Here is a 16,531-nt window from a genome sequence, read left to right on the forward strand (position 1 = left end):
CCTAACCGCGATTATCGAAGCTACAGGAATCGTCTTGGGTCAGTATCTATATCAACAATGGTGGCTCGGTCAGCCGCTAAAGCCTTATCCACTGCTGCCTCCAACGCGCTGGGCTCAGTTACTTTTATGCCTATGCCGCCTGCGTTTTCCGCAAACAGAGCAAAATTGTAGTCGTAGAGTTCAGTTTGGCTGCTTTGGTAGCCTTCCACTTTCTGCTCCTGCAAAATCATGCCCAAATGCTTGTTGTTAATGAGGAACACTTTGATGGGCAACTTGTACTTGAGCGCGGTTGCGAAGTCCCCCATGACCTGCGTGAAGCCGCCATCGCCCGTTACACATATGATTTGGCGGTCAGGGTAAGCAATCGCCGCTGCCAATGCACCCGGCAATCCCGAGCCCATTGAGGCTAAAAGCCCGCTCATGACTAACTTTTGGGTTTTCTTCATCTGGAAGTTACGTCCAAACCACCAGCAGTTCTCGCCCACATCCAGCGAGAAAACCGCGTTTGAAGCGACTTTGTCGGTTAACACTTTCATGATGTAGGGTGCACGGATGGACTTTGCGGAGGAGTTGGCTTCTTGGGCGAGTTTGAGGTTCCAGTTTTCTTTTAGCCGCGAGATTTCGTTAAGATAGTCGTTGTTGGTTTTGGGTTTCACTTTTGAAGCCAACTTGGGAATAAGGATTGCGCTGTTGCCCAGCAACCCGACTTCTACGGGGTACTTTTTGGCGATGTTTTTCATGTTTATGTCAATCTGCACGGTGCGTTTTTGAGGCAACAGGGTAAAGTCGCTAAAAGATGAGCCAATCACGATAAGCAAATCTGCGTTGCGGACAAGGTCAGCAGCAGCCGTGGAACCTAACCCACCGTGACACCCCGCCAAAAGCGGATGGTCTTCATCAACCACGCCCTTTGCCCTAAACGTGGTTACAATGGGGGCGCAGATTTTGGTCGCTAAAGCCACAAGCTTGTTTCCCTGTCCTCGGCAGCCATAACCCGCCACAATCACTGGACGCTGCGCGGAGTCAACCACTTGGGCAGCTTTCTCAACCACAGAGTCTTCAACGCAGAATGCAAGGTTGGGCATGCGCCCCTCAAATGGGAGGAGGGGAGCGTCATAGGGAAGTTTCTGAACATCGTTAGGGATGCCTATGTTGCTTACGCCCCGGTCCAGCAGTGCAGTTTTTATGGCAAGCGTTGCAAGCATGGTGGTTTGCTCTTCAGACATGAGAATTTTGTTAAAGACACATATGGGCTCAAAGAAGCTGTGTTGGTCAATTTCTTGGATGCTTCCCGGACCGATGAATTGCCGTGCCACCATGCCAGAGAGCACCAAAACGGGGGAACCATCAAGGCTTGCATCGTACAAGCCTGTCGCGAGGTTTGTGGTTCCGGGTCCTGAAACAGATAAGCATGCGGCTACGTGCCCCGTGAGTTTTCCGTAAGCGGACGCCATGAAAGCGGCGACTTCTTCGTGGCGCACTTGGATGTATTTGACTTTGCTACTTTTCCGCACGGCATCAACCACACCCAACGTGGAGGTTCCAGGCACTCCAAAAATGTAGGTTACGCCCCAGTCAGCAATTTGGTCTACGAGAACTTCTGAAACGGTTTTGCCGGCTTTTTTTGTGTCCTCGGTTTTTTGGTTTAGGCGGACAAAACTGGTTTTGGGAACCCCGCATACGGGGCAGACCCAGTCGTCGGGTAAATCTGAGAAGGGGGTGCCTTGTTTTTCTTCATCATAAATGTAGTTACACACGGTGCATCGGTATTTTGCCATGTTAAGAGCCTCGAAAATTAACGGATTAACTTACGTGTTTAGGGTTTATCTGCCTTTTGGAAAACCAAACGCGCTCAAAACAGAAAAATGGGTAAGCAGAAAAGTGGATTGAGTTCGGCGTTTGCGGAAGTTGCTTTAGGATGGCGAACCACCTAAGCAGTTCCCACCGAACCCAACCCAAGTCTATCGACGTTTTTGGCTCCTTTAAAGGTTTGTGATTACAGTTCTGCACATACTTTTCTTCAAAAAAAGCAAGTCCCAGATTTTAGAAGATGGTTTCTGCTGCACGCTTAGGGGAAAAATCTAAGAAAACCGTTGTTTCGGTTGATTTATGCGTGGATTTCTTGAAACACCGCCACGGAAGTCACAGCCACAGGCAGAGAGATGGGAACGATTTGGTCAGCTTCAATGAACTTCATGCGTATGAGTACGTTTTTGCATTTGTGTCCACTGCAGCCGTATAGGAACAGGTCAGGGTCGCCGTTGTTGCCTGAGATTATTTTAGTTTTGGAGTCGCAGTTGCGGCAGTGGTCGGCGCGTACTTCACCCTTAAGGATGTGTCCGTCAACGAGAATGACGCTCCAAGATTTGTGTTTAGCCCAACTCACAGTATCTACACCACTAAATCAGAATTATGCGCAAATTTTAACGCGCGCCATTATGGGTTACTGCAACAATAGCACCAATAAGCTGAATAAATTAATATGTGGTTGCCAACGTGCAATAACTCCGTGATAAACAAAAGAAGCGAGAAAAAACCAAAACAGAAAAACACACCCAGAAGGTAAACACTGCTCCTTTTGAAGCTCAACTTCTTGTGTGCAATTTACCCTTAAACGGAAGCTTATCAGGGCAAACGTTCATGAATATGTTAACCCCCAAAACAAATGCGAATTAGATGAACAAAAGGTATTTAAAACCAAGAGTCACTCGCAAAAAATGCGCCTTCTCAGAGAACAAAACAAACGGACATAGCAATGGTATAAACACATAAACTACACAAAACCGCCGAAACCGCCCAATTCGAAAACGCAAGAACCAACGTTGAAAAATACGGAAGCAATACCCACTCAGAGAGCCCGAGAGGGTTGGCAAAGCTTTTATGCGCCCCCCAGTTACATTATGGCGTACATTCTGTTGCTAACCAATTCAAGAAGTGAATAAAAATGGTTAACGAATTATCTCCCAGCCAGTTACGCCGAACCTGCAACCCCGAATCCTTAAAATGCCAATCTTCAGAGGAGTTGATTCCGCTTCAAGAAATCATCGGGCAGGAAAGAGCCGTCCGCGCCCTCAAATTCGGGTTAGGCATCCAAGATAAAGGCTTCAACATCTACGTGGCAGGATACCCCGGCACAGGCAGAACCACAGCCGTCAAAAACTTCTTGGAGGAAACCGCCAAAAAACAGCCCATCCCCTCCGACTACTGCTACGTCAACAACTTCAAAGACGAATACACTCCAAAAGCCATCAAACTGCCCTCAGGAAAAGGCAAACTCTTCCAGAGAGACATGAAAAACTTCATCGAAGACACAAAACGTTCCCTGCTTAAAGCCTTCCAGAGCGAGGACTACGCGGCACGTAGAGAAAACACAGTCAAACAAGTGGAAACCCAACGTAAACAACTCATCGAGCAACTCAACGCAGACGCCCAGAAAGAGGGGTTTCTGATTCAAAGCAGCCCCATCGGCTTGCTCATTGTTCCAGTCATTAAAGGTAAACCAGTCAGTGAGCAAGAACTCCTCACCATGCCCCCCAAAGACCGCAGCGAAATCCAAGAGAAACGAGCCAAACTGGAGTCGGACATGCGGACGACGATGCGGCAATTTATGGATTTAGACCGCAAAGCCCACGAGGAAATCGACAAACTTAACCGAGAAATCGCCCTCTACGCCATAGGAAACCTCGTCAACGAGGTTACGGAACAGTACAAGGGGTTCTCTGACGTTGCCGATTACCTCAAAGACGTACAAGACGACATACTAAACAACGTGGCTCAATTCATAAAAAACCCCGAAGAAGAACGCCAACGCATGCCCTTCCAGTTGCCGTGGAGTGCACGGGAATCTTTTTTCAAAAAATACGAAGTAAACGTAATCGTAGACAACTCACAAGTCACAGGCGCCCCGGTTGTTATGGCGACAAACGCAACCTATCATCACCTGTTTGGAAGAATCGAAAGGGAAGCCCAGTTTGGCGCACTCGTCACGGACTTCACCATGATTCGCGGGGGCTTTCTGCATCAAGCAAACGGAGGATACCTCATTGTACCTGTGGAGGAGCTTTTAACAAACCAGTTCTCCTACGAAGGCTTGAAGCGGGCGCTGAAAAGCGAACACATAAACGTGGAGGAACTGGAGGAACGCTACGGGTTTGCCGTAACCAAAAGCCTCAAACCCGAACCCATCCCCCTCAGCGTGAAGGTCATCGTAATTGGCGACCCCTACGTTTACCAGCAGCTTTTCGGTTTAGACAAAGAATTTAAGGAACTCTTCAAAGTCAAAGCGGAATTTGACACCAGCATGGCACGCACCGATGAGTGCCTCGAAAAATATGCCGCCTTCATTTGTACCCTGTGCCAAAAAGAAAACCTCAAACACCTTGACCGCACTGGCTTAGCCAAAATCATTGAACACAGCAGCCGACTCGCCGACGACCAAATGAAGCTCTCAACGCGGTTTGCGGAAGTGGCTGACATCGCACGTGAAGCCAACTTTTACGCCACCCAAGAAAACGCCCAATACGTAACTGGCGCACATGTAAAGCGGGCTATTGAAGAGAAGATTTACCGCAGCAAAATGATTCAAGAAAAACTTCAAGAAATGATAAACCGCAACTTTATCCTCATCGACACCGAAGACCAGAAAGTTGGGCAAGTCAACGGGTTGTCCGTGGCGAGTATAGGTGACTTTGCTTTTGGCATGCCCAGCCGCGTAACGGTCAGTGTGGGTTTAGGGAAGGAAGGCGTGGTGGACATTGAGCGGGAAGCCAAAATGGGGGGACCAATCCACACCAAAGGCGTGATGATTCTTAGCGGCTACTTGAATGAGAAATACGCCAAGGACAAACCTCTCACGTTAACTGCAAGATTGGTGTTTGAACAGAACTATGAAGGCGTCGAAGGAGACAGCGCCTCCAGCACGGAGCTGTACGCAATTCTGTCAAGCCTGTCAGGGTTACCCATCAATCAAAGCATCGCAGTCACGGGTTCAGTGAACCAGAAGGGGGAAGTGCAAGCCATCGGCGGCGTAAACCAGAAAATTGAGGGGTTCTTTGAAGTCTGCAAAGCCAAAGGGCTCTCAGGCAAGCAAGGTGTGATGATTCCCGCAAGCAACGTGCAGAACTTGATGTTAAAAGAGGAGATTGTGGAAGCTGTGGAACAGGGAAAGTTCCATGTTTACTCAGTGAAATCCATTGACGAAGGCATTGAGGTGCTTACAGGCAAAAAGGCAGGCAGTCGAGGAATTGACGGCTCCTTTGAAGAAGGCAGCGTAAACGCGTTGGTGGATAAGCAGTTTCAAAAAATGTCTGAGGAATACGCCAAGTTTGCTTCGGTGCTAACCCCAGAAAAACACAGAGCCTCCGACGACAGCTAATCTATTAGCAAGGTAAAGTTACTACCTTTCTCTTTTTTACTGTAGGTAGGGTTTTATTTTTTCCGCAAGCGCATCAAGAGTTTCCCTGTCAGCTATGCCAAGTTCTTCAAAGCGGGGCATCTTTCGGCCTTCAAATCTGGGAATGACATGTACGTGCAGATGAAACACTTCTTGCCCCGCAGCCGCGCCGTTTTGCTGAATGATGCTGATGCCGTCTGCTTTTACGGCTGTTTTGACTGCTGCGGCGATTTTTTTGGTGACTTTGTGTGTTTGGGCCAGTAAATCGTCGGGGGTGTCAAAGATGCTTTCGTGGTGGGTTTTGGGTATGATGAGGGTGTGGCCTTCACTTACAGGTCGGATGTCCATGAAAGCTAAAACTTGTGGGTCTTCGTATACGACGCTTGAGGGTGATTGTTTTTGTACGATTTTGCAGAAGATGCAGTTTTCACTCATGCCCTTTCACCATAAAGTGATGTTATAGGGGTAGCCGATTTAACAATTTATATCTGTTGCGCCCACCGTCATGCACAGGAAGAGGCAGAGCATCTAAAGATAAACATTAGAAACATAAGAAGCTAAATAGATCAGTGCAACAATTTTATATCTCCTATCTTATCATAATGCATAACGAGAAGTTATAGGTGGAGAAATCCTTGACTGAACTGGAAGAAAAAGTCCGCGAAGAAGTCGGCAAAGTTCAGGACCCCGAAACGGGACAAAGCTTTGCGGAAATGCAGATGATAACAACCGTAAAAGAGGAAGAACCCGGCGTCGTGCGTGTAGAGTTTATTCCAACCAGCCCCTTTTGCCCCATCGCATTCAAACTTGCCACCGACATCAAAGCCGCCGCCACCCAAGTTACAGGCGTAAAAAAAGCCGTAGTTTACTGCCGCGGGCACATGATGGAGCAACAAATCAACGAAATGACCAACAAATAACGTGCCAGCAGCGTTTCCCTTTTAGAGCTGGCTTTTTGTGGTGTTCCAAGCAGCAAAAAAGCCCAAGGCAGTTGCGACAACACCGGTTAAAATCAGCACAACCAAGACCTCATCGCCCCCTGCAATTGAAAACAAGAAAAACATCCCAAAAAAGACAACTGCCATCCCTAAGAATCCTGCTGCCCAACCTTTGAATAAGGCTCGTAGTATCCTGCATGTCCCCAAGATTTCCTCTTGGTTTCAGCTTATAGACGTTATTTAGTGGCAATTCTGATTAGAGAACGGTTTATCGGATGTAGCCCGCGGTTTTACCTCGGGTTTTGTGGTCGTCTTCCACTGCAACGTTGTAGTCTTTAAAACCGGTGTGGAGTCGAGCGTGGATATCTGAGCGCAGTTTTGCGGTGTCACGTGCGTACCGTTTTAGCATGAAAACAATTTTGTAAAAGTTGACTGCTCGAGCTAATGTGACTATGAAGAATAGGCTAAACATGGCAAACATTAGGTAAGCGGGGTTTACCAAAAACAGCAAAGTACTTGTGACGCCTAAAGCAACCACATAAACCATGGTTCGAATTCTTCTAAAGTTCACCATAACCTTTCACCCACATTAAATATGCCGCAGTCTGCTTAAAACATTTTCGAACATGAAAAGCACTCAGTAATCAACAAGTTAAACAAAAAGGGGACGGATGGAGATTGCGCTTAGCCCAAAAAAGAGGAGGCGGATTATTTCATTCGGGTAAACGACCACGTGCCAATCGCAATCATAACCGCGTCAAACACGCAAATCACCCCGAGGTTAACCCACAACGGCTGCAAAGCCACATATGACCCCCCTAACAGGACCTGCCGCAACGCGTCCACACCGTAGGTTAACGGGTTGAAAACGGAAGCAGTCTGCATCCACCCAGGAACACCCTGCGCAAGAGGCCCGTTAATAGGGAACAGGGCACCGCTGAGGAAGAAGATGGGTAGGTTGATGAAGGTCTGGATGGCGCCAAAACTTTCCAGGCTGCCCATGAAGCTGGCGATTATCAGTCCAATGCTGACTAACCCAAAGGTGATAAGCAGCATGATGGGCACACTAATCAGAAAACCAACTGGGTCAATGCTTATGCCCAGTAGGGCACCGATGCCAAAGACAATTAAGCCTTGAATCAATGCGTCAGAGCTGTCACCAAACATTTTCCCCAAGAAAAGCGAAAAACGGGAAATGGGGGCAACCAAGATTTCTTTCATGAACCCGAATTCGCGGTCCCAAATGACGGATATGCCCATGAACATGGAGGTGAAGAGCAGGGTTTGTCCGATGATGCCTGGAAACAGGTACTGCTGATAGTCAATACCTGGAATGGCAAAATGCATGCCAAAACCTGCGCCGAAAATCACCAGCCACAAAATAGGCTGAACAAAGCTGCTGATGACGCGGGTGCGGTCACGCAAGAACCGCTTGACTTCTCTTAGCCAAAGCGTGTATAATCCGCGGGCTTGGCTCAATGAATCTTCCTCCGTTGAATCGCTGCAAACCCGTACAATTCCCGTGTGCTGTCGGCCCGTATGTTCCTGCCCGTGTAATGCAAAAACACATCTTCCAAGTTAGGCTCACGCAACAGAATTGAATCAATAAAGATTTTGTTGGCAGCTGCAACCTCCATAATGCGAGGCATGATGTTTCTTCCGCCGCGAACCGTGATTTCAAGGGCACCGTCAACAATGACGCATTGCATAAGCCCAAGCTTCTCGACAAGCAACGCAGTCAACTCGTCGATTTTGGCGGAGTTGATGGTGATTACGTCGCCTTCGAGGGTTTCTTTTAGCTTGGGCGGCGTGTCCAACGTGATGAGTTTGCCGTGGTCAATTATGCCGATGCGGTCACAGAGCCGGTCGGCTTCGTCCATGTAGTGGGTGGTTAAGACAATGGTTATGTCGTGGGTGTATTTGAGCTCTTTAATGTAGCTCCAGATGTGGTCTCGGGTCTGAGGGTCCAAGCCCACAGTGGGTTCATCCAGAAACAACACTTTGGGGTAATGAATTAAGCCTCTGCCCAGCTCAAGCCTGCGCCGCATACCGCCCGAATAGGTTCGCATCAAGTCGTCGGCGCGGTCTTCCAACTCAACCAGCTTGAGAATGCGGTTTATGCGGTCTTTCTGCTCACCAGGCGGCACGCCGTAAAGGTTAGCGTGCATGTACAGGTTTTCCCTGCCGGTGAGGCGGTCGTCGATGCTGGGGTCTTGAAAAACCATACCGATGCTTCGGCGAACCTGCATAGCTTGCTTAACTATGTCGTAACCATTGACCTTCGCGGAGCCGCCCGTAGGCTTCAGAATTGTGCAGAGCATGCTTATGGTGGTGGTTTTGCCCGCCCCGTTAGGTCCAAGTAAACCAAAAATTTCGCCAGGCTCCACCGCTATGTCAAGTTTATCCACGGCTTTGAACCCGTTAAAAGCGCGAGTCAAATGATTAGTTTCAATAACGTAAGGCATTGTTAGTCATCAAGCAGATGTTTTTTTGCATGGTGGACACAAGGCAAATTTAAGGGTATTTCTTCAAAAACACCAGTTTAGCCGTAAGGCAAACAAAAATGGTCATTGTTTTGCTTTTTGCCTCTTGTTAATTTGCCTGAGAACAACTGCAATTACAACGGCAACTGCAACCAACCCAGAAACACCCAACAGCCAATCCGACTGCAGCCCCGCCGCGATTTTTGGAGGCACGACTGACTGGGCAATCAAGGGGTATCGGTCCATGTTGAGGGGGTCAATCACGTAGGGGGTGTCACCTAAGCCGTCGCCATCGCCATCTTCTCCTTGATAGTCGCTCCAAAAGTTGCCTTCTTTGCCGTTGTCCCATGTGTGTATAGGCTCAGTGGTGTTGTAGTCGTCGCCACAGAGGCACCCGCCAAGCTGCTGAACGTTGTTGATGAAGGTGTTGCCGCTGATATCTAAGTTGGCAGGAAGGTTCCCCACTTGGTTGTTAGAGCCAAAAAAGATGCCGTTTTTGTTGTCGGCTAAGTAGTTGTTTGTGATTGTGTTGTTGTCACCCGCGACTAGGATGCCAACGATGCAGTTGGTTACGGCGTTGCCTGTGATGGTGTTGTTTGGCGTCCACGGGTACATGCCGATGCTGAAGTTTAGGATATTGAGGTTTTTGATGGTCAAGAACCCGATTGTGTTGGTTGCAGTGTCAACGCCTATAGACCAGGTTTCAGTGTTGTCTTCCGGCACAACCTGGTCGGGTCCTTGCCCGATTATCCACAGCGTCTGCTCCCCCGTGTAGGGACCCATCAACGTGTATCCTGCACCGTCTATGGTGATGCCTTCTTTTTCGATGACAACACCCTGCACGGTCACGTTACCCGTGAAAGTGTAGATGTCTCCGCTGCGTCGAATCGGCACCGAAGAGGGGTCAATAGAGCCGTCGGAGTGTATTCGAATCACCGTCCCCGTTGCTTGCGAATAAGCGGGTTCGGGGAGGGATAGCAAGGAGACTGCTAAAAGGGTTGCAGCAAGGAACACGGTTAAGGCAAGAGGTCTCGTTGCCGCATTCATAGCCATCAACCAAGATACGTACACAACGAATTTATGTTTTTAGCCCTCCGCGACACCGCTTAGGTGATGGTTAAATTGGGGCAATTGAGGAAAAGCCAAAATACTAAGCCCACGAAAGGTAAGGGCTAAGTGGCTTGATGAAGACCAGAAAAACTTACGTTTCTATTGATCGGTCGTTTTTAATTCTGTGCGTTATGGGAGCGTTCGCTATCCTCAGCTCCACCATGTCAAAAAGCCCCGTGCTAAACCCTTTTGCCACCAGCTTAGGCACCCCAAGCGACCTGATGGGATTTGTCGCAGCAGCCTCAACCATACCTGGCATACTCATCAGCCTACCCGCCGCGTCCCTCTCAGACGTCATTGGCAGAAGAAAGGTGCTTCTGTTTTCCGCGTTTGTTTTTGCATCAGCACCATTTCTGTACCTGTTCGTGGAAACTTGGTGGCAGCTGGCGTTGGTGCGGTTCTACCACGGCTTTGCCACAGCCATCTTCATACCCGTAACAGAGGCGACGGTGGCAGAACAGTTTCCCTTCCGATGCGGCGAACGCATATCCCTCCTCCATTCAATCAACGGCGTGGGGCGGACACTTGCTCCTCTTTTGGGTGGCGCAATTTTAGCGTTAACCAACAACGGCTTTCATGCAGTTTACTTGGCGGTTGGGGTTGCGGGCGTGACGACGTTTGTGATGGCGTTTCTGTTACTCACTGAAAAAAAGAAACCCGTTACCGAACCAGCAGATGCCAAAAAAGTAGCAGCCAAGATGGTTCACTGCTGGCGGGGAGTTATCCAAAACCGTGGGGCGGTGCTGGTTAGTCTGGTTCAGGCAAGCCAATACTACGTGTATGGCGCAGTGGAGTTTTTCATTGTGGGTTACGCGTTGGAGGTTGCGGGGCTGGATGCGTTTTATGCGGGACTGTTTTTGACCACGCAAGTTGCCACAGTAATTTTAACCCGACCAGTACTGGGCAGGCTTTCGGACAGGAAGGGACGCCGCATCCCCATCGTTTTGGGTTCAGTTCTGGGCGCCGCGTTACTGTTTGCCATACCCTTCACCACCCAGCTCTGGCTACTCCTACTCATCGCAGTCGGCTACGGAGTAGGCTTTGCCGCCGTAATCTCCTCCACCTCCCCACTTATGAGTGAGCTTGCACCTGCAGGTTTAGTGGGTTCATCCATGGGTTTTTTGAGTACCATGATGGATGTAGGGCAGACAATGGGGCCAATCGTGAGCGGATTCATTTTAGCCTCAGTTTTCCAATACACCGGACTGTTTGCCTCACTGAGCCTTTTGCTGCTGGCTTCCGCGGCGGTTTTTGCGGTCTGGGGAACAACAAAAAAGCAACAAGACAGTCCAGTTCAGTGTTCAAGGGGACAGTAACTTCTTAAAGCTTAAACACGTCTCAAAATGAGGAGGATGCTTATGTTTGTCCACGTTAGTGTGCGAACCAGCGATATGGATCGCTCTCTAAAGTTTTACACAAAATTTCTTGGACTTCAGATTGAGAGCCGCAAAGAAATCGTGCAGACAAATGCGGAGATTGTTTTTCTTCAGGACCCGTCGGGGAAAGGCGCCAAACTGGAGTTGACGCTTTACCGTGACCAGAAAAAGTTTATCCAAGCGGACTACGAGTACCGCCTTTTTGACCACTTAGCCTTCGAAGTGGAAGACATGCAACAGACGCTGAAGGCTATGCGGGAAGCAGGAGTGAATATAACTGATGAACCTTACCGTTTGAGCCCAACAGGGAGCCTGTTGGCGTTTGTGGAGGACCCAGATGGAACCCTCATCGAACTCATAGAAAAACAAGTTCCATCATAGAAAAAATGGTCAAAGAAGTAAGGAGGGGCGCCGTTTTCTTTTTGTTTAACCTGTCGCATAAGTGTGTCTTGTGTTCTTGTGTATGGATTAGAAAGTGTATCAAATGGCAACCACTATTTTCTTCGAATATGCGCATATTACGTTTAAAGGTTGTTTTCTCTGCCGTAATGGTTAAATTTCGCTTGCTTCCTCCCACTAATGGAGTGAATGGTTATGCCAGAAATGAATTTTGAAGGAACCGCCACCTGGAAAAGCGGCACCGAATGCGACCTATCCGTCAAAGGAAAACACATAGCCACCGTCAGCCCACCCCCCTCGTTTGGCGGAAAAGAAGGCTTCTGCGTCCCCGAAGAAATCTTCGCCGCCGCCCTAGCCTCATGCATGAACACCCTGTTTATTTTAATTGCCAAAAACAGCCAACTCGGACTCAAAAACCTCGCAACCAAAGCCGAAGTTAAAATGAACGTCGAAGGCATGGAGAAACTGATTTTCACCGACGTACACTTCTCGATGAATGTTGGATTGGAAAACGACACGGAATGGGACCGCAAAAAAGCCAACACCGTCTATGGCATGGCACAAAAAATCTGTCCCTTGCGGCAGTCTTGGGGAGAAAACGTCCCCATAAGCTTTGAACTCAACTTCGTGTAACCCACGAACCCTCTTCTTTTTTCCAGCATCTGAAAGCAGATAAGCCACTCTTCAGTAGTTTATCTGGAGATGTTTCGGTTGGGAACCGCTCGGGCGCCAATCACCTATAAAGGCAGAAGACTGGGCGTGTTGGTTTTGGTGGCGGCTCAACTTCTGGTCGGAGCCATCCATGTTGCCTTCGGGTTTTGGCTACTCTCCGCGCAAGGCGCAGCCACAGGTGCCGCTTTAAATCCTGGACTTGTTTACAGTGTTTACACCGTTCTCTTTGGCTTGTTAACCTTGGTTTTTGCAGCGGGGATTTGGCTGCGGAGAAGTTGGAGTTGGTGGGGCACCGCGGCGGTTGCGGTTTTTGTGATTGTGGCGGATTCGTTGACGCTGCTGGATTTGCCCAGCATCCCCGGAATCCCCAAATTTGCAGGGTTGGGCGAAATCACCTACAGCGTGCTGGTTTTGTTTTATTTGTTGGAGCCACAAACCCGAAAAGAATACGCGGTTTCTAAAAAATAAAAGAAGGGTTAGTTCAGCTTAAAAGCTGATTCTGAAGCCGTGCCCAAAGTAGCCTCGCGGCGTTTTGACGCGGTCGCCGTAGACTTGCTTTAGAAGCTTGACGTAGTCGTTGTTGTCGTCCATGCGGAACTCAAATTTGCCCGAGGTGGACTGGAATTCCAGTTCGAATTCGTGGTTTTCCATGTTTCCTTGCTGGAGATTTTTAAGTTTCAGCTTAAGCTCGCGTACGCCAGCATGGTCAACGTAAAAGTTGCCGGGTGTTTCATTTAGAGCAGTCGAGGGCGGCATTGACAGGTATCGTTGTGTGTATCCGAATGAGGCTTTGAGTTGGTCACCCCATTGCCCGAAAAAGCCTTTGCCTTCGGCTTTGGCTTGGTTACGTGCCTGCATTGCGGCGTCTTTGAGCATGTCGCTGGTCATTTGGGCAAAAATTAGGCGTTTGTCTGTGAGGACTCCGGTGAAGGTGTCGTAGCGTCCAAACGATTTGGGTTTTCGCAGTAGCAACACACCCAACACGGGTTCATTGTCTGCTTGCGGGGATTTGACAGGTACCTGACCTGAAGCAGGAGCAGAAACGGGTGTAGAAGGGGATGGTGAAGCAGCCACAGCGGCAGGCGCCGAAGAGGCAGGTTTATTTTGGGGCGCGCCGCAGCCGCGGCAGAAATTTGATTCTGCATCCACTTGGGCGCCACATTTTTCGCAGTAAGGCATCATTAATCACTGTCAAAAATATTTTCATGGGTTATTATAAGGTTTCTTCCCTTTCCCGATACTACAAAGCATCAATACACCGCAGGAATTCTTCGGCGTCGCCAACGGGGTAGCCTGAATAGAATTTGCTAAAGTACCCGAAAACGTGTGTGCACTTCTGCAGAAAAGGCTGCAGCTTCTCAGCCCACGCCACCACGTCTCTGGTTCGGTCAGTTTCCACCTTGCCCAAGGTGCCCGTAACGGCTTTGCGGTCGCCCCCCCCATCGAATATACAAGAAATCCGCCGTTGCCTGCTCCGTGAGGGGCATTTTGGCGGCGTCCACCCAAGCCAACGCAACCCCATGAACCCGCAAAAGCTCGAAAAGCTCTTCGGTAAGCAGGGACTTATTGCGTACCTCAACCGCATAACGATGCCCCTTTGGCAGCGTCGACAAATAGCGCTCCAGTAACGGGAAATGCTGTTTTCGAAACATCGGCGGAAACTGCAACAGCAAAACGCCCAGCTTCTCCCGCAGGGCGGCGGCGCGTTCAAGAAAAACGCGGGTTTCTTCCTCGCAGTTTTGGAGCATTTTAATGTGGGTGATTTTTTGTGGGAATTTGAGCGAGAACAGGAAGCCGTCGGGGGTTTGCTGGCGCCATTGGGTGATGGTTTTTGTGTTGGGGATGCGATAAAATGTGCTGTCTACTTCTACGGTTCCAAAGTGCCTTGAGTAAAATTTGAGGAAATCCTTGGACGCCAAATCCGCAGGGTAAAAGTTGCCTTTCCAAAAGCCATAGCTCCAACCCATTGTACCCACATGTAGCGGTGTGGCTAATCTTTTGCTTTGAGCATCAGCCAGTTTTTGTCGCCTCCCTTCTTTAACGGAACAAGCACAAACCGCCCCTGCAGCCGTTCCCCGCTGAGGATAACTTCCACCATTTTGGGCGTCCAAACCTTAGTCTCAAACGTACCCCTATCCCAAATCAGCACTTGCCCCGCGCCATACTCGCCTTTTGGTATTTCGCCTTCAAACTTGGCGTACTCCAAAGGGTGGTCTTCAACCTGCACTGCCAGCCGCTTCTCGTCAGGTGCCAACGGAATGCCTTTGGGAACCGCCCAGCTTTTGAGAACGCCATCGCGTTCCAGCCGAAAATCGTAGTGCAGCCTGCGGGCATGGTGTTCTTGGACAACAAAGATTTGGGTTTCGCCGCTGTTGGGGGTTTCGGGTTTGGGCTCGGCGGTTTTGGTGAAGTCACGTTTTGCCTTGTACTCCTGAAGCGGCTTGACCTCGCTAAGCTGGCTTAGAGTGCAGTCCTGAGGCTGCTTGTCGGCTCGAAGACGTAGAAAACGGGGCATACGCAGCCTTCCGTCGTTGGTGACCACTTGGTAGGCAACTTCACAAACCAGCGTAGGCTTTAGCCAAGTTACTTTCTCTGCGACGTCAGCCTCAAACGGCGCTGCATCGGTGGTGATTTGTTCGAATTGGTCATGTAGCGATTGGAGAAGCGCTTGCGAGAAGCCTGTGCCGACTTTTCCAACAAACACCGCCTTCCCAGATGCATCGTAGAGCCCCAACAGTAACGCGCCAAATGTGCTTGCCCGAGAGCCAGTGCCTTGGGTGAAACCAAAAATGACGCAGTCACAACTGTGGATTTTCTTGATTTTCAGCCAGTTCCCGCTTCGCACGCCCGCCTCGTAGGGGCTGCTTTTGCGCTTTGCCATAACGCCCTCCAACCCCTTCTGCATAACCGCCTCAAAATAGACCTCGCCTTTTTCCGCCACATAGTCTGCCAGGAAAACGTGCTCGCCCTCCTGTACAGACTCCTTAAGGATTCGTTTGCGTTCGGTTAGCGGCAAACCCAGAAGCAGCTTTCCGTCTTTTTCCAAGATGTCAAAAACTATGTAGGCGGCGGGTGTGTGGGCGGTTTTTAGGGTGATGTCGGTTGTGGAGGTGGCTTTTCCGCGTTCCAGCAACGCTTGGAAATCCACTTTGCCTCCAGTGAGAACCACAATCTCGCCATCCAAAACCACATCATAAGCCAGTTGTTTGAGTTCGCCCAGTTCGGGAAAGTTGTCCAAAAGCTCGTTTTGGTTACGGCTCCGCAAACTCAACTCGCTATCCACGTAAGCGATTGCGCGGAAACCGTCCCATTTAACCTCGAAAAGCCAATTCGCATCCGTGAAGGCGGCTTTGGCTTCTTTTGCCAGCATCGGCTTGTAGCGTGGGCGGGTTGGGGTCATTTCTTTTCCAACTGTTTAAGCGTTTCCTGCAACGCCGCCATCAAGCCCTTGACTTCCTCTTTGGGCGCCTTCTCAACCGTGATGGTTTCGCCTTTAAGCTTCTTTTGGATGAGCACTTCGAGGCGTAGGCGGTAGGTGTCGGTGTATTCGTTGATGTCGAAGTCGCCTGAGAGGTCGGCTATGATTTTTTTGGCAAGGTCTAACTCGGTTTTCTGCGGGGTTTTGAGCGTTTGGAGTTCTTCAAAGCCGCTGGGATCCACCACGTCGTAGCCATAACGCATCGTCGTCAACACCAACGCCCCTTTGTAGGCGTGCACCAGCACGGGGTATTCTTTGGTGCGCAGCGTAATTTTGCCCACGGCGGCTTTTCCCATGCTTTCAAACGCGGTTAGGAGCAGGCTGTAGGCGTCGTTGCTTTTGTCAGGCATGAGCGCGTAGCTGCTGTAAAAGTAGACGGGGTCCACGCTGAGGTAGTCGATGAATTTGTCGATGCGGATGCGCTTATCGGATTCGGGCTTCACCGCATCCAACTCTTCTTTGGTAAAAACCACGTACTGGTTTTTGCTGACCTCGTAGCCCTTTACGACTTCCTGCCAGGGCACCACCTTGTTTTCTTTAGCGCATACCTTCTCGTAACGCAGCGGTTGGTTGTCAGTTTTATGCAGGAAATGGAAGGTTACTCCGCGGTCGTAAACCATCGCGTAAAGCTTGACGGGCACATTGATTAAGCCGATGGTTATGCTGCCACTCCACATGGACCG

19 protein-coding genes are annotated in these 16,531 nt (G+C 49.6%); 7 read left to right on the forward strand and 12 right to left on the reverse strand.

What is annotated here, in order from left to right; translation table 11 throughout:
- Positions 1-20: 20 nt before the first annotated feature.
- Together ACBZ72_06355 and ACBZ72_06360 are read right to left on the reverse strand one after the other, a co-directional pair.
- Positions 21-1,778, reverse strand: a complete 1,758-nt coding sequence (locus ACBZ72_06355; protein ID XES78490.1) for a thiamine pyrophosphate-dependent enzyme — start codon at positions 1,776-1,778, stop codon at positions 21-23.
- Between the two features lie 329 nt (positions 1,779-2,107).
- Positions 2,108-2,386: a hypothetical protein gene (locus ACBZ72_06360; protein XES78491.1), complete on the reverse strand. Its 279-nt coding sequence runs from the start codon at positions 2,384-2,386 to the stop codon at positions 2,108-2,110.
- Between the two features lie 558 nt (positions 2,387-2,944).
- Between ACBZ72_06360 and ACBZ72_06365 the strand changes: the two genes are divergently transcribed.
- Positions 2,945-5,374 carry a Lon protease family protein gene (locus tag ACBZ72_06365; protein XES78492.1) on the forward strand — a complete coding sequence of 810 codons (2,430 nt, stop codon included), beginning with the start codon at positions 2,945-2,947 and terminating at the stop codon, positions 5,372-5,374.
- Between the two features lie 36 nt (positions 5,375-5,410).
- Here the strand turns inward: ACBZ72_06365 and ACBZ72_06370 are convergent, their stop codons facing one another.
- Positions 5,411-5,827 carry an HIT family protein gene (locus ACBZ72_06370; GenBank protein XES78493.1) on the reverse strand — a complete coding sequence of 139 codons (417 nt, stop codon included), beginning with the start codon at positions 5,825-5,827 and terminating at the stop codon, positions 5,411-5,413.
- Positions 5,828-6,027: 200 nt separating this feature from the next.
- Here ACBZ72_06370 and ACBZ72_06375 point away from each other — a divergent pair, with 200 nt between their 5' ends.
- Together ACBZ72_06375 and ACBZ72_06380 are read left to right on the forward strand one after the other, a co-directional pair.
- Positions 6,028-6,312: a metal-sulfur cluster assembly factor gene (locus ACBZ72_06375; GenBank protein XES78494.1), complete on the forward strand. Its 285-nt coding sequence runs from the start codon at positions 6,028-6,030 to the stop codon at positions 6,310-6,312.
- Positions 6,313-6,349: 37 nt separating this feature from the next.
- The gene (locus ACBZ72_06380; GenBank protein XES78495.1) at positions 6,350-6,574 is read left to right on the forward strand and encodes a hypothetical protein; all 225 of its coding nucleotides are present in this window, start codon (positions 6,350-6,352) and stop codon (positions 6,572-6,574) included.
- Between the two features lie 24 nt (positions 6,575-6,598).
- Here the strand turns inward: ACBZ72_06380 and ACBZ72_06385 are convergent, their stop codons facing one another.
- The 4 genes from ACBZ72_06385 to ACBZ72_06400 form a co-directional block, all read right to left on the reverse strand.
- Positions 6,599-6,904: a hypothetical protein gene (locus ACBZ72_06385; GenBank protein XES78496.1), complete on the reverse strand. Its 306-nt coding sequence runs from the start codon at positions 6,902-6,904 to the stop codon at positions 6,599-6,601.
- A gap of 134 nt (positions 6,905-7,038) precedes the next feature.
- Positions 7,039-7,809: an ABC transporter permease gene (locus ACBZ72_06390; protein XES78497.1), complete on the reverse strand. Its 771-nt coding sequence runs from the start codon at positions 7,807-7,809 to the stop codon at positions 7,039-7,041.
- Positions 7,806-8,795, reverse strand: coding sequence for an ATP-binding cassette domain-containing protein (locus tag ACBZ72_06395; GenBank protein ID XES78498.1), 990 nt, complete (start codon positions 8,793-8,795; stop codon positions 7,806-7,808). Before ACBZ72_06395 ends, ACBZ72_06390 begins: the two co-directional genes overlap by 4 nt.
- Before the next feature lie 102 nt (positions 8,796-8,897).
- On the reverse strand, positions 8,898-9,860 hold the full coding sequence (locus tag ACBZ72_06400; protein ID XES78499.1) for a NosD domain-containing protein: 963 nt from the start codon (positions 9,858-9,860) through the stop codon (positions 8,898-8,900).
- Between the two features lie 137 nt (positions 9,861-9,997).
- Here ACBZ72_06400 and ACBZ72_06405 point away from each other — a divergent pair, with 137 nt between their 5' ends.
- From ACBZ72_06405 to ACBZ72_06420, 4 genes are all read left to right on the forward strand, one after another.
- Positions 9,998-11,239: an MFS transporter gene (locus ACBZ72_06405; GenBank protein ID XES78500.1), complete on the forward strand. Its 1,242-nt coding sequence runs from the start codon at positions 9,998-10,000 to the stop codon at positions 11,237-11,239.
- Between the two features lie 42 nt (positions 11,240-11,281).
- A complete protein-coding gene (locus tag ACBZ72_06410; GenBank protein ID XES78501.1) occupies positions 11,282-11,680 on the forward strand; it encodes a VOC family protein in 399 nt (132 codons plus the stop codon).
- Between the two features lie 213 nt (positions 11,681-11,893).
- Positions 11,894-12,331 carry an OsmC family protein gene (locus ACBZ72_06415; GenBank protein ID XES78502.1) on the forward strand — a complete coding sequence of 146 codons (438 nt, stop codon included), beginning with the start codon at positions 11,894-11,896 and terminating at the stop codon, positions 12,329-12,331.
- A gap of 78 nt (positions 12,332-12,409) precedes the next feature.
- Entirely contained in the window at positions 12,410-12,838 is a 429-nt protein-coding gene (locus tag ACBZ72_06420; protein ID XES78503.1) for a hypothetical protein, read from the forward strand.
- An 18-nt stretch (positions 12,839-12,856) separates the two neighbouring features.
- Here the strand turns inward: ACBZ72_06420 and ACBZ72_06425 are convergent, their stop codons facing one another.
- The 5 genes from ACBZ72_06425 to ACBZ72_06445 all read right to left on the reverse strand — a co-directional run bounded on the left by ACBZ72_06425 (position 12,857) and on the right by ACBZ72_06445 (position 16,525).
- Entirely contained in the window at positions 12,857-13,549 is a 693-nt protein-coding gene (locus ACBZ72_06425) for a zinc ribbon domain-containing protein (GenBank protein ID XES78504.1), read from the reverse strand.
- A gap of 61 nt (positions 13,550-13,610) precedes the next feature.
- Positions 13,611-13,769 (reverse strand): hypothetical protein, encoded by a 159-nt coding sequence (locus ACBZ72_06430; protein XES78505.1) that lies wholly within the window; start codon positions 13,767-13,769, stop codon positions 13,611-13,613.
- Positions 13,759-14,337, reverse strand: coding sequence for a DUF72 domain-containing protein (locus ACBZ72_06435; protein XES78506.1), 579 nt, complete (start codon positions 14,335-14,337; stop codon positions 13,759-13,761). The genes ACBZ72_06430 and ACBZ72_06435 overlap by 11 nt, the downstream gene beginning before the upstream one ends.
- Positions 14,338-14,360: 23 nt before the next feature.
- Positions 14,361-15,770, reverse strand: coding sequence for a non-homologous end-joining DNA ligase (ligD, locus tag ACBZ72_06440; protein ID XES78507.1), 1,410 nt, complete (start codon positions 15,768-15,770; stop codon positions 14,361-14,363).
- Positions 15,767-16,525 (reverse strand): Ku protein, encoded by a 759-nt coding sequence (locus ACBZ72_06445; GenBank protein XES78508.1) that lies wholly within the window; start codon positions 16,523-16,525, stop codon positions 15,767-15,769. Before ACBZ72_06445 ends, ligD begins: the two co-directional genes overlap by 4 nt.
- Positions 16,526-16,531: the final 6 nt, after the last annotated feature.

This window comes from Candidatus Bathyarchaeia archaeon (genome assembly GCA_041447175.1).
In the GTDB taxonomy this organism is placed as follows: Archaea; Thermoproteota; Bathyarchaeia; order Bathyarchaeales; family Bathycorpusculaceae; genus JADGNF01.

What these genes read in the sequence shown, in the direction of transcription:
- ACBZ72_06400 (XES78499.1), bottom strand. Translation starts at nt 9,860, where the DNA reads ATGAATGCGGCAACGAGACCTCTTGCCTTAACCGTGTTCCTTGCTGCA.
- ACBZ72_06370 (XES78493.1), bottom strand. Translation starts at nt 5,827, where the DNA reads ATGAGTGAAAACTGCATCTTCTGCAAAATCGTACAAAAACAATCACCC.
- ACBZ72_06405 (XES78500.1), top strand. Translation starts at nt 9,998, where the DNA reads ATGAAGACCAGAAAAACTTACGTTTCTATTGATCGGTCGTTTTTAATT.
- ligD (XES78507.1), bottom strand. Translation starts at nt 15,770, where the DNA reads ATGACCCCAACCCGCCCACGCTACAAGCCGATGCTGGCAAAAGAAGCC.
- ACBZ72_06425 (XES78504.1), bottom strand. Translation starts at nt 13,549, where the DNA reads ATGCCTTACTGCGAAAAATGTGGCGCCCAAGTGGATGCAGAATCAAAT.
- ACBZ72_06355 (XES78490.1), bottom strand. Translation starts at nt 1,778, where the DNA reads ATGGCAAAATACCGATGCACCGTGTGTAACTACATTTATGATGAAGAA.
- ACBZ72_06410 (XES78501.1), top strand. Translation starts at nt 11,282, where the DNA reads ATGTTTGTCCACGTTAGTGTGCGAACCAGCGATATGGATCGCTCTCTA.
- ACBZ72_06435 (XES78506.1), bottom strand. Translation starts at nt 14,337, where the DNA reads ATGGGTTGGAGCTATGGCTTTTGGAAAGGCAACTTTTACCCTGCGGAT.
- ACBZ72_06395 (XES78498.1), bottom strand. Translation starts at nt 8,795, where the DNA reads ATGCCTTACGTTATTGAAACTAATCATTTGACTCGCGCTTTTAACGGG.
- ACBZ72_06415 (XES78502.1), top strand. Translation starts at nt 11,894, where the DNA reads ATGCCAGAAATGAATTTTGAAGGAACCGCCACCTGGAAAAGCGGCACC.
- ACBZ72_06445 (XES78508.1), bottom strand. Translation starts at nt 16,525, where the DNA reads ATGTGGAGTGGCAGCATAACCATCGGCTTAATCAATGTGCCCGTCAAG.
- ACBZ72_06365 (XES78492.1), top strand. Translation starts at nt 2,945, where the DNA reads ATGGTTAACGAATTATCTCCCAGCCAGTTACGCCGAACCTGCAACCCC.
- ACBZ72_06385 (XES78496.1), bottom strand. Translation starts at nt 6,904, where the DNA reads ATGGTGAACTTTAGAAGAATTCGAACCATGGTTTATGTGGTTGCTTTA.